13 protein-coding genes are annotated in these 11,871 nt (G+C 66.5%); 12 read left to right on the top strand and 1 reads right to left on the bottom strand.

What is annotated here, in order from left to right; translation table 11 throughout:
• The first annotated feature begins 117 nt into the window (after window positions 1–117).
• The 12 genes from gspD (at window position 118) to ACQR13_RS24595 (ending at window position 11,346) form a co-directional block, all read left to right on the top strand.
• Complete coding sequence (gene gspD, locus ACQR13_RS24650; RefSeq protein ID WP_434863320.1) at window positions 118–2,475, top strand: type II secretion system secretin GspD; 2,358 nt, start codon at window positions 118–120, stop codon at window positions 2,473–2,475.
• The gene (locus ACQR13_RS24645; protein ID WP_316202517.1) at window positions 2,472–2,999 is read left to right on the top strand and encodes a tetratricopeptide repeat protein; all 528 of its coding nucleotides are present in this window, start codon (window positions 2,472–2,474) and stop codon (window positions 2,997–2,999) included. Before gspD ends, ACQR13_RS24645 begins: the two co-directional genes overlap by 4 nt.
• 113 nt (window positions 3,000–3,112) lie before the next feature.
• On the top strand, window positions 3,113–4,789 hold the full coding sequence (locus tag ACQR13_RS24640) for a GspE/PulE family protein (RefSeq protein WP_316202518.1): 1,677 nt from the start codon (window positions 3,113–3,115) through the stop codon (window positions 4,787–4,789).
• A gap of 4 nt (window positions 4,790–4,793) precedes the next feature.
• The gene (locus tag ACQR13_RS24635; RefSeq protein WP_315752021.1) at window positions 4,794–6,008 is read left to right on the top strand and encodes a type II secretion system F family protein; all 1,215 of its coding nucleotides are present in this window, start codon (window positions 4,794–4,796) and stop codon (window positions 6,006–6,008) included.
• An 18-nt stretch (window positions 6,009–6,026) separates the two neighbouring features.
• Window positions 6,027–6,506 carry a type II secretion system major pseudopilin GspG gene (gspG, locus tag ACQR13_RS24630; protein WP_315828114.1) on the top strand — a complete coding sequence of 160 codons (480 nt, stop codon included), beginning with the start codon at window positions 6,027–6,029 and terminating at the stop codon, window positions 6,504–6,506.
• A 2-nt stretch (window positions 6,507–6,508) separates the two neighbouring features.
• Complete coding sequence (locus ACQR13_RS24625) at window positions 6,509–6,982, top strand: prepilin-type N-terminal cleavage/methylation domain-containing protein (RefSeq protein ID WP_315828115.1); 474 nt, start codon at window positions 6,509–6,511, stop codon at window positions 6,980–6,982.
• A complete protein-coding gene (locus tag ACQR13_RS24620) occupies window positions 6,951–7,364 on the top strand; it encodes a PulJ/GspJ family protein (RefSeq protein ID WP_315828116.1) in 414 nt (137 codons plus the stop codon). The genes ACQR13_RS24625 and ACQR13_RS24620 overlap by 32 nt, the downstream gene beginning before the upstream one ends.
• Window positions 7,364–8,065, top strand: a complete 702-nt coding sequence (locus ACQR13_RS24615) for a PulJ/GspJ family protein (RefSeq protein ID WP_315828117.1) — start codon at window positions 7,364–7,366, stop codon at window positions 8,063–8,065. Before ACQR13_RS24620 ends, ACQR13_RS24615 begins: the two co-directional genes overlap by 1 nt.
• Entirely contained in the window at window positions 8,062–9,009 is a 948-nt protein-coding gene (locus ACQR13_RS24610) for a general secretion pathway protein GspK (protein WP_315715589.1), read from the top strand. The genes ACQR13_RS24615 and ACQR13_RS24610 overlap by 4 nt, the downstream gene beginning before the upstream one ends.
• Entirely contained in the window at window positions 9,006–10,109 is a 1,104-nt protein-coding gene (locus tag ACQR13_RS24605; RefSeq protein ID WP_434863319.1) for a PilN domain-containing protein, read from the top strand. The genes ACQR13_RS24610 and ACQR13_RS24605 overlap by 4 nt, the downstream gene beginning before the upstream one ends.
• Window positions 10,106–10,663: a type II secretion system protein GspM gene (gene gspM / locus ACQR13_RS24600; protein WP_434843942.1), complete on the top strand. Its 558-nt coding sequence runs from the start codon at window positions 10,106–10,108 to the stop codon at window positions 10,661–10,663. The genes ACQR13_RS24605 and gspM overlap by 4 nt, the downstream gene beginning before the upstream one ends.
• 20 nt (window positions 10,664–10,683) lie before the next feature.
• Window positions 10,684–11,346: a hypothetical protein gene (locus ACQR13_RS24595; RefSeq protein ID WP_434863318.1), complete on the top strand. Its 663-nt coding sequence runs from the start codon at window positions 10,684–10,686 to the stop codon at window positions 11,344–11,346.
• 86 nt (window positions 11,347–11,432) lie between these two features.
• On the opposite strand, the gene ACQR13_RS24590 is transcribed toward ACQR13_RS24595, so the two are convergent.
• Window positions 11,433–11,735, bottom strand: a complete 303-nt coding sequence (locus ACQR13_RS24590; protein WP_316170669.1) for a hypothetical protein — start codon at window positions 11,733–11,735, stop codon at window positions 11,433–11,435.
• Window positions 11,736–11,871: the final 136 nt, after the last annotated feature.

The raw sequence follows: 11,871 nt of genomic DNA, 5'->3' as shown, positions 1-11,871 counted from the left end.
CCGCGGCCTGACGGCAGCGGCGTCTCCTCGCAAGACACAGGTTGGAGCACCCGGGCGGAGCGCGACCGCTCTCCGCCCGGGTGTGCCTCGAAACGTAGAACGGACTCGGCAGATCGGGTGGGCGGGCGAGTGGTTGAGATTGCTGATTTGAGCGCAGCTTGGCTGCGATGCCGCACGCTCGCAACGTTGCTCACGATGTCGATCGCGTTGGCGGGCTGCAACCCGGCGACGCTCGGCAGCGATAGCCGCGGCGATGACGTGCTTGACAAGGTCGGCCGGATCGACCTTTCGCCGCGCTATCCCAGGCAGGCCATGCCGGAGCAGTCGCCGGCGGCGCGGCGCGCCCGTGCCGAGATCTATGGCGGCAACGACGATGCACGAGATGCCAGGGACGCGCGAGCGGAAGCGCCGGCCGCGGGCTCGCTTCCGATCCAGCAGGTGGCCGCGCATTCGCAGCCGGTTGGCAACGGGTTCGAGCTGAACTTCGAGAATACGCCGATCGCGACGGTGGCCAAGGTGGTGCTCGGCGACGTTCTCGGCGTCGGCTACACCATCGATCCAAGGATCCAGGGAACGGTCAGCCTGTCCTCGGTGCGCCCGGTCCCGAAATCGGACGTTGCCTACGTGCTCGAGAACGCGCTCCGGCTCTCGGGGACGGCGCTGGTTCGCGACAACTCCGGATACCGGCTGATTCCACTCGGCGACGCAGTGGGTGCCGGCAACGTCGATGCCGCCGGAGGCTCGGCAGAGCCTGGTTACGGCATCTCCGTGCTGCCACTGCAATATGTCTCCGCCCCGACACTGCTGAAGCTGCTCGACAGCTTTGCGCTCAAGCCCGGCACGGTGCGCGCCGATCCCGGCCGCAACGTGCTGCTGATCCAGGGGACGGGCGCCGAGCGACGCACCGCGATCGATGCCGCGCTGAGCTTCGATGCAGACTGGATGCGCGGACAGTCGGTCGGGATCTTTCCCATCGTCAATGGCAATCCCGAGCCGATCGTCGCCGAGCTCGAGAAGATCATGGACACCGGCGACAGCGGGCTCGGCCAGAACATGGTCAAGTTCCAGACTGTCAGCCGGATGAACGCCGTCATGGTCATCAGCCGCAAGCCGGCGCTGCTGCATACGGCGGAGACCTGGATCAAGCGGCTCGATGCCGGCAACACGCTGCGCAACAGCGTCCATGTCTACCGTGTCAAGTATGGCGAGGCGCGCCAGATGGCGCGGGTGCTGAACGACATGTTCACCGGAAACGCGGGCAGCGCGGCCGAGGGATCGTCGACTGACCTCGCTCCCGGGTCCGGAGCATCGTCGAGCTCGAGCAGCGAACGGCTCTCGGCCGCCGGCACGACGGCTCAGTCGGGCGGCTTCGCGAGCCAGCAGCAGGGCAACGCCGGCCTGGTCGCCAACCGCGGCTTCGGCGGGACGCCGCCACCGACCCAGGCGGGACTCGATGCGGGATCGGAAGCGCGCGCAACGGGCGCGGGCGGCAAGCCGCTCATGGAGGGCGTGCGGATCACGCCCGACGTCGTCAACAACACGCTTCTCATCTATGCCGACAGGGAAAACTACCGGCTGATCGAAGCTACCCTGCGTCAGTGCGATCGTCCGCAGCTGCAGGTCGCGATCGACGCGACGATCGCCGAAGTCACGCTCAACGATTCGCTGAACTACGGCGTGCAGGCCTATCTCACCAGCAAAAACCTCGGCCTGAGACCCGACCAGGGGTCAGTGCTCAACACCACCTCGACATCGGCGCCGGCAACGGTCGCCTCGGCCGCGGGAACGATCACCAACGCCTTTCTCAGCCGCGCTTTTCCCGGGTTCAATTTCCTGGTCGGGTCGGAATCCCAGCCGAGCGCGATCCTCAGCGCGCTGCATACGGTCACCGATGTCAAGGTGCTGTCCAACCCATCGCTGGTGGTGATCGACAACCAGGCGGCGACATTGCAGGTCGGCGACCAGGTGCCGGTCTCGACCGGCAGCGCCACGGTGCTGACGACCAACAACACGGTCGTCAACACGATCGACTACCGCAACACCGGAATCATCCTGCGCGTCGCACCGCGGGTCAACGAGAACGGCAACGTCCGGCTGGAGATCGAGCAGGAGATCAGCAACGTCTCGCCGCAGACCGTCAACAGCCTCACGCCGACTGTCGCCCAGCGCAAGGTGAAGAGCTCGGTGGCAGTTGCCAGCGGCCAGACCGTGCTGCTGGCCGGTCTCATCAGCGAAACCCATCAGGGCACCCGCAGCGGCGTGCCGGGGATCGACCAGATCCCGGGCCTCGGCGACCTCTTCAGCAACAACGACCGCAGCCGCGGGCGGACCGAGCTGATCATCTTCATTCGCCCCCAGATCATCCGCGACGGGACCGACGCCCATTACGTCGCCGAGGAGCTGCGCTCCAAGCTGCGCGGCACGATCAGGCCTGTCTCGACAAGTGCGCTTCAGACTCCGCGGGTCAATCGATGATGCGGCATGCGACAACGGCCTTCGCTGTTCTGGCGCTCGCCTTCGGCATCGTCGCGGCCGACGCGCGGCCGCGCGGCGACGCATGGGCCGCGCTGGCGCGCGGCGAGTATGTCAGGGCGGCCGCAGCGTTGGCGCCGATGGCGCAGAGTGGACATCCGCCCGCCATGACCGCGCTCGGCTACATGTATGAAAACGGGTTCGGCGTCCCGCAGTCCTACGAGGCGGCGGTCGAGCTCTATATCGGAGCCGCCGAGCGCGGCGACCCGACGGCGCAGCACCTCTTGGGTCTGAGCTACGACAAGGGGCATGGCGTCTGCCAGGACCTCGTGCTGGCCTACAAATGGCTCAACCTTGCAGCGGCCGCAGCGCCCAATCGTCTGCGCGAACCTTATTTGCGAATCCGGGACGCCATCGCGTTCAAGATGTCGCCCGATCAGATCGCCGACGGCCAACGGCTCGCGCTCGAATGGCGGCCGACGCAGCCCGGCGGAGTTCGCGCGACCGCATCGAGTTCGGGTTTGTAGTTGTTCTAATCAGCTGACCGCAGAAGGGTCATCTTTGGTATCGAGAACGAACTGTTCGACAATCCAGACCTCGACAATGAGGTGATCGACAACGATCCGTCACGGGACGCGCCATGAGCTCGACTCCTCCTCTACGATTGGCCGACGATCTGCAGGATCGCCGGGGGGCGGTCCGGCTCGCCGCTGGACGGGTCGGCGCTGCGGCGCAGGACAGCGCGGGGATGGGATCATCGACGGCGACCAATCCCGCAGGTCCCGAGTCCGCCGACGACATCGCGCGGCAGCTCGGATTGACTCGGATCGCGCTGTCCGATTTGCTGGCGTCCAGACCGCTCACAGAACATTTTTCACGGCGCTTCCTGCGGGAGACGATGGTCTTCCCGTTCCAATCCGCCGGGCACGGACCATGCCTTGCGGTGGCGGATCCCCGCGACACCGCAGCGCTACGCGCCGCGGAGCTGGTGTTCGGCAGGGCGGTCGAGCTGGTGGTCGCCTCCGCCGAGGATGTTGCCACCGCGCTGAACCGGCTCGCGGGCGAGGACGAGCTACCGGCGCGCAACGAAACGGCTGAGCCGCAGCTGCGCGACGACGACATCGAGGGCTTGCGCGACCTCGCCACCGGAGCGCCTGTGGTACGCGCGGTCAACGATCTGTTCGAGCGGGCGGTGGAGTTGCGCGCCAGCGACATCCATGTCGAGGCGATGCGGAGCGGGCTGTCGGTCCGGATGCGTGTCGACGGCCTGCTGAAGCCGCTCCCTGAGCCGTTCGGCGTGCTGCCCCAAGCCGTCATCTCGCGCATCAAGATCGTCGCCGGGTTGAACATCGCGGAACGGCGCCTGCCTCAGGATGGCGCTGCGCGGCTTCGCATCGGCCGCATCGAGTTGGACGTGCGCGTCGCCGTGATGCCGACGCAATATGGCGAGTCGGCGGTGATCCGGCTGCTGCCCAAGGACCGTGGTCTGCTCGCGATCGAGAAGCTCGGCTTTTCTCCCCACGACGATCGATCGCTGCGCCGCCTGCTGGCGCTGCCGCACGGCATGATCGTGATCTGCGGGCCGACCGGCAGCGGCAAGACCACCACGCTCGCGACCGCGCTGTCGATCCTCAACGAGCCCACGCGCAAGATCCTCACCATCGAGGACCCGGTCGAATATGAGATCCCGGGCATCAACCAGTCGCAGGTCAAGCCGTCGATCGGGCTGACCTTCGCCTCTGCCCTGCGGTCCTTCGTGCGGCAGGATCCGGATGTCATCATGGTCGGCGAGGTGCGCGACGGCGAAACCGCCCATGTCGCTGTTCATGCGGCGCTGACCGGCCATCTCGTGCTGACCACGCTGCATACCGAGAACGCGGCGGCCGCCGTGCCGCGTTTGCTCGATCTCGGGGTCGAGGACTTTCTGTTGCGCTCGACGCTGCGCGCGGTGATCGCGCAGCGGCTGGTGCGCCGGCTGTGCGAGCGCTGCAGGTCGAAGCGGATGCTGAGCGCCGACGATCTCTGCGCGGACCCGCGCTACGCCGCGGTGGGCTTCGACGTCGGCGAGACGGTCTACGAGCCGGCTGGCTGCGAGCGCTGCGGCGGCACCGGCTATCGCGGCCGGCTCGGCATCTTCGAGGTTCTGGAGCTGAATCCGGAGATCCGGTCACTGATCCAGGGCACGACCGATGCGGCCGTGATCGACCGCAGCGCCATTCTGAACGGCATGACCACGATGCTCGACGATGGTGTCGCGAAGTGCCGGGCCGGCGCCACGTCGGTCGCGGAAATCCTGCGCGTCACAACGTTACGGTGAGCCGGTGAGCAGATTCCGCTATCGTGCACTGACCGAGAACGGCGACGTCGTGCACGGCACGATCTCGGCTGCCACGGCCAAGGAGGTGATCGACCGGATCGAGTATCTGCGGCTGCTGCCGATCGAGACCGTCGAGGAAAAGGCCACGAGCGTCCTCGCCCGCGACACTCTCGCGCTGTTTGGCGGTCCGACCCCTGGCGATGTCACGACCTTCACGCGTGATCTGGCGCTGTTGTTGAAGGCCGGAGCCCGGCTCGAGGATTCGCTCGAGCTTCTCGCTGGCGATGCCGATATCGGTCGGCTGCGTCCGATCGTCAGCCGGTTGCGATCCAGCGTCCTGGCTGGAGAAAGTTTCGCCGAAGCGCTGACGCATCATGCCTTGCAGTTTCCCGCGATGTACGTCGCGCTGGTGCGGGTCGGGGAGGTCTCGGGCACCCTCGATCATGTGCTCGATGTGCTCGGCGCCGAGCGGGCGCGCGCGGAGGCGATGCGTCGCAAGCTCAGCGACGCGATGCAGTACCCGCTGTTCGTCCTGATCGCCGCGCTTCTGGTGATGCTGTTCTTCTTCATCGTCGTGCTGCCGCAGTTCTCGGCGGTGCTGCGCGATTTCGGCGCCAGGTCCGACGCCGCCATCAACACGTTTCTCGACATCTCCGATTTCGTGCGCGGCAATGGCGCGGCGATCGCGCTGTCGGCGAGCGCGCTGATTGCTGCGGCTCTCCTCCTCCTTGGCCGCGCAAGCGTGCGCGCTGCCGTGATCGCGCGGGTCTGCCGGCTTCCGGGCCTCGCAACCGTGTTCAGGTCGTATCGCACGAGCGTATTCTGCCGCAATCTCGCGATCCTGCTCGGCAGCGGGCTGACCTTGACGGCGACGCTGCGCATCCTGGTCGACATCATGGCGGCCACCGGCAGCGCCGCGGCGTGGAACGCCGCGGCCGACCGCGTTCGTCACGGCGGCAAGCTGTCGGAAGCGCTGGCAGCGACGAACATTCTGCCGGCCATGGCCACGCGGATGATCCGGATCGGCGAGGAGACCGGGCAGCTTTCGGTCCTCGCCGGCCGCATCGCCGAGTTCTACGAGGCGAAGCTGCAGCGCGGCCTCGATCGCATCGTGGGCATCGTCGGTCCGGCCGCGATCATTCTCATCAGCACCGTCGTGGGCGGTCTCATCGTCTCGGTGATGACCGCGCTGCTGTCGGTGACGCAACTCGTCGGGTAGAACAAGATGGACCATCGCATGAAACAGTCAGGGATCAGCTGTACCGCGCGGCGGACCAACATTGCGCGCGACGACCCTCAGAGCGGCTTCACGCTCGTCGAGATGCTGGTCGTCATCGCCATCATCGGAATGATCATGGGTCTGATCGGACCGCGTGTGCTGACATCCCTGAACGAATCCCGCGTCAAGACCGCCCGGATTCAAATTCAGAGTTTTTCGAGCGCGCTCGATCTGTTCTATCTCGACACCGGGCGCTATCCGACCTCGTCGGAAGGTCTGACCGCGCTGGTCCGGCCTGCCTCGACCATCGCAGGCTGGGCGGGTCCGTATCTCAAGGGAGGAAATGTCCCGAGCGATCCCTGGAATCACGCCTACGTCTACCGGTCGCCCGGACAGCATGTGCCCTATGAAATCGTGTCGTACGGATCGGACGGGCAGGAGGGCGGCGTGGATCTTGCCGCCGACATCTCTTCGTCGATCACGATGGGTGCCAAATAACGATGGTCGGCCGTGACGGCTGCGAGGCCGGCTTCACTCTGATCGAGATGGTCTGTGTGCTCGCGATCGTCGCGCTGCTGGCGTCCGTCGCGGTCCCCGCCGTCTCGCGGCAGACCTCGCGGCCGCAACTCGAGGCCTATGCGATCGAGGCTGCTGCGCTGTTGAAGGCCGATCGCAACGCCGCGATCAGGCGAGGCTTGGAGGTCGTGACTCGCATCGACGCGCAGGCGCGCTCGTTCAGCTCGGGCGCGAACGGGCAGGTCGTTCGCTTGCCGACGGACGTGCGGGTCGAGACGGTGCTGCCGCGTCGTTGCGACGATCGGCCCGCAATCCAGACCATCAGCTTCTTCGGATCGGGCATGTCGTGCGGCGGCGTCATCACGCTCACCCATCTCGATGCGGGCTACCAAATTCGCGTCAACTGGCTGACAGGAGGGATCGAGATTGTCCCGAGCACTGGTCTGTCGAGCCGATAGGCCGACGGCAGGATTTACCCTGATCGAGACATTGGTCGCGCTCGCGATCATGGCGGTGTCGCTCGTCGCGATCGGCGCGCTCATGGGGTCCTCGGCGCGCGGCAGCAGGAAGCTGGAGCAGCACGTCGCTCTGGTACAGGCGGCCTATAACGCACTGTGGCTGGCCTTTCCGTCCCGCCTGCCGCCGGCATCGCCGACCCAGTCAGGGGAGTCGACGGCTCATCTCTGGCGCGCGCAGGCGGAGCCATTCGCCATCGATGGCGGCGCACCGGACAGCGCGTCGGCGTGGGTCCCAAAGAAGATCGTGCTCCAGGTGCGATCGCCATCGGGCGCGACCATGGAGCTGGAAACCGTCCGGCTGTTTCGAAGGCGGGCCGAGTGATGGCGACGCGGACCAACGATACTCAAGCTGGCTTCACCCTCGTGGAAGTCCTCGTCGCCATGGTCTTGATGGGGCTGCTGATCTCCGGGCTGCTCGCGGTCACGTCGCAATGGCTGCCGAACTGGGATCGCGGCCTGTATCGCATCCAGCGCAGCGAATCCATCAGCATGGCGCTCGATCGCATCGGCGCCGATATCGCGGCCTCCGAATTCATCAAGCCGGATGGGCAGGCCAAGTCCGTTCTGTTCGACGGGTCGGAGACCTCGATCACGCTCGTCCGAACGGCGCTCGGACCGCATCGGGGCAGCGGACTGGACGTGGTCCGCATCGCCGAAGGCGGCGGCGATGGCGCGGCGTTGACCCGCACCCGCGCGGCATTCGCGCCCGGCAGTGCGTCCGCCCGGGATTTCGGTGATCCGGTGGTGCTGCTGAAGGCGCCGTACCGGGTGTCGTTTGCCTATGCGGGGACAGACCGGATCTGGAGTCCATCGTGGCAGAATGCAGAAAGGCTGCCTGCGGCCGTGCGGGTGACGGTGCACGACGGAAGCCGCGCAAGCGCACCGTCGCTGTCACGGATCGCCGTCATTCGTGTTTCGGCGCCGCCCGACAGCGTCTGCCGGCCCGCGGACCCCACCTGCGACAGACACGCTCTCTCGGCCGATGCAACGGTCGGGCGCGCCTCCACAGCATCGAAGCAATGATGATGTGGCGACAGAAGCACCCGCGAGATCCGGATCCCGATGATCGGGAAGGCGGCTTCGTACTCATTGCGGTGCTGTGGCTCCTGGTCTCGCTGGCTGGACTGGCAGGAGCCTTGTCCGTCTATCTCGTCAGCACCTCTCAACGCCTGTCGCTCGATGATGCTCGCCTGCGATCGGCGGCGCTGGCCTCGGCAGGCCTCGAGCTTGCGGCCTACAGATTGTCCGCGTCGCCGAAGCCGCAGCGCCCCGCCGCCGGCGCGTTTTCATTCCGGCTCGATCATGCGCAGGTTTCGGTCACGTTCCGGTCGGAAGCCGCCCGAATCGATCTCAACCAGGCATCCAGGCAGATGCTGGCCAACCTGTTCGAGGTTCTCGGCGCGCGCGCGGACAAGGCCGGCGAGTATGCCGAGCGGATCGTCGGCTGGCGAACGCCGCCGGCTGACAACGTTGCGGACGCGGAGCGCGATCTCTACCGCACGGCCGGCGCGGACTACATGCCTCGTTCCGCGCCGTTCGCAAACGTCGAGGAGCTTCGGCTGGTGCTCAACCTGCCGCCGCCGCTGGTCGACAGAGCCATGTCCTTCGTCACCGTCTTCAGCGGCCGGCGCGAGATCGACGCGCTGGAGGCCGCCCCCGAGGTGGTGGCCGCGCTTCCCGGGATGACCCAGGAGCAGTTGAAGAGCTTCCTCGATCAGCGGGCCGGCCTGCGCCGCGACGTCAGGTCGCTCAACGCGGCGCTGGGGCCGGCGCGCGCCGGAGCGACCTTGGAGGTCGCCGATGCCGTCCGCGTGTGGGTCACGATCGGCTTTGACGGCGGTCGCAGGGCCGCAACGGAAGCGGTCATCCTGCTGGGCGATGGTGAGGATCCTTACCGCGTCCTGGCGTGGCGCGATGATGTCAACACTCCGGGGATGCTTCGGCCAACAGGAAAGGCGCCGAGATGACGATGTCGACGCGCGTGCGCCGCGAACTGGCGGCCTGGATCGGCTCCGTCGCCGAAGCCGTGGTGGCCGCGATAGGCCGGCTCACCATCAAGCCGTCTGTCCGGCTGATCGAGATTGAACGGAACGTCTTCATCATGCGGATGCTCGCGCGACCCGGGCGATCCGTCCCGCCCGATTGTCGCATTCTCCTGCCGGACGGCGACGCGAGCCTGCCCGCGCCTCCGGAGAGCTGGAAGGCGGCCGTTCACGGCAGCCGGATCGAAGTCGTGCTGAGGCCGGACCGTTTTCTCTGGCGGCCGCTGGATCTGCCCAAGCGCGCCGTCGAGTTTCTCGATGCCATGGTCCGCTCGCAGCTCGACCGGTTGACGCCGTGGTCGGCGCATGAGGCCGTGTTCGGCAGGACTGCGCCGGTCGAGATATCGAGTGAGCGCATCCAAACAACCGTGATCGCCGCGCCAAGGCCGAAGCTGGAATCTCTCATTCGCCTCGCCGAGTCCTGGCGGGCTGGATCGATCATCCTGTTTGCTGCGCCTGAGACGGCGCCGATGCCGGTCGACGACCGGCTCACCGCAACCAATGCAACGAGGTTGAACGAGCAGCGCCTGGGGGGATCGCTCGACGTCGGCCGTGTCAGTCGGGTCCTGGCCGCTCTGTTGATCGTCGCCGCAATCTCAGCGGCGCTGTCTTTCGCGGCGGGGAGCCCGCTGGGCGAGAGGCTGGACGAGCAGCAAGGCCAGCTCACGCGGAGGATATCCGAGCGGCGCGCAGCGCTGCGCCTCGATCTGCAGGGCACCGACAACGCCGCGCTGCGAGGCCTGATGCGACGCAAGCAGGAAAGCCCCGCGGCGGTCGTGCTGATGGAGGCGCTGTCCCGGATACTGCCCGACAACACGTATGTGACCGAGCTGCGGATCGAGAAAGACAGACTGCAAATCGTCGGAATGACCCAGGATGCGCCGGCACTGGTCAAATTGATCGAGCAGTCGGCGCACTTCACGCGCGCGACCTTCTTCGCGCCGACCACGCGTTCGGCTGACGATCCCGGCGAACGCTTTCATATCGAAGCGGGCATCAAGCCCCATTTTGGACTTGGCACATGAGCGTCGCAAAGCTCGTCACGGACAATTCCGCATCGCCCTCGATCGCCGCCGCCGCCTATGCGGGACTGCTGATCGTGCTGATCTCGGTCACGGTGCTGTCGATCAAGAGCATGATCGATCAGCGCAGCGAGGTGACCTCGCTCGCCGATACACTTCATTTGCTGGACGCCCACAGCATGGCGGCCGCACGTCAGGACGGCAACGGCGATGCCGGCATGACGGGATCGGCCTTTCTCGAAGGACCGACGGTGACCGTGGCAGGAGCAGCGCTGCTGCAGCGCCTCGGCGACGTGGTGACGCGTCACGGCGGCAGCGTGTCGTCGTCGCAGCTCGATGTGCAGGGCCCCCGCGCCAAGGACGGTCATATCAGCGGGAGCGCGAGCTTCGAGGCCGGTCAGTCCGATCTGCAGCCGATCCTCTACGATCTGGAGGCCGGCATGCCCTGTCTGTTCGTCGACGAACTTGTCGTCGAGGGGAACGCGCCCGCGGCGGCATCCGGCGGAAAATTACGCGTGCTGATGACGGTCTCCGGACAGTGGCAGGGCCCGCAATGAGTAGTCGCGCGAAGCTTTGCATGATCGGCTGTTGCAGCGTTCTGGCGGTGGCGTCGGCGTTCGGCATCGCCCATTCGGCCGGTCTGGACGTCTCGGGAGCGGTCTCCGCCGAACAGCCGAACGGAACGGCGCAAGCCTCGTCCATCGCGCAGCGAACGCCATCGCGAACCGGCAACCCATTATGGGGCATTCCGCTCGAGCAGCTGTCGGCGACGCGCGAGCGCCCGCTATTTTCGCCGTCGCGCCGCCCTCCGCCGACGGAGGCTCCGCTGCCGGCCGTCGTGGAGGCTCCGGTGGTGCAGGGGCCGCCCGCACCGGAAAGGCCGCAACTCGCGCTCGTCGGCACCGTCGTGAACGGAGACCGCGGCCTTGCGGTGTTCGTCGATACGAGCAGCAAGACGCCGTTGCGGATCAGAACCGGCGCGGACTATCAGGGTTGGACGCTGCGTCTCGTCGAGGCGAGATCGGTCACGCTGCAACGGGGTGAGGACGTCACCGTTCTCACGCTGCTGCCGGCGCAGGCGCCGGCCCAGCCGACAAATTCAGCTAACGAAAGCTTTGCGCAGATACCGTCAACCCCCACTGCGCCTCCGCTGGCTCAAGCAGGGCCGCCCTTTCTGTCGCCCGAGTCGAGGCTGCTCCGGATGCATCAACGCCAACGCTCGGGACGCCGTCAATTGTAAGGATGGATCCGATCTGGATCGAAGCGTGATGATAGGCGCCGGCAGGCCGCACCGACAAAAGCGATGCGGCTCTCGGTCGATGGCGCTCAGCGCTTGCACAATCCGCTCGTCAGCACCCATCCCTTGTCCGTGAGAGCCGCGGAGACGATGTCGAAATACAGGCGCTTGTCGGGGTCGTCCTCCGATACGAAAGAGACCTGGCACAGGAAACGCCCGCCCTGGTCGCCCTTGTCGCAGGTCGCCTCGACGATCTTGAGGCCCTTGTCGTGGCGGACGCCGGATGACGGCGCCTCCTGCTCGTAGGCTTTCTGGATGATCTCGGTGGTCGGTGCTCCACAGGCCATGCCGGTTACGTTGCAGGCCCATGCGAGAACAACAGCAAGCAGCATCGTTCGGTCTCCTCGGAGCGGGGCACTCACAAACATGTCCGGCAGCGTTCGCGTCCGACACGATCTCATGAGCTTCATGGCGAGCTACGAGAGCTGGTTGTCGTTTTTGTGTCGCTGCTGTCCGCCACGCGCACAA

Origin of the sequence: Bradyrhizobium sp. HKCCYLRH3059, from assembly GCF_051168035.1 — a bacterium.
GTDB lineage: Bacteria > Pseudomonadota > Alphaproteobacteria > Rhizobiales > Xanthobacteraceae > Bradyrhizobium.
This window is presented reverse-complemented; position numbering and strand designations above follow the sequence as displayed.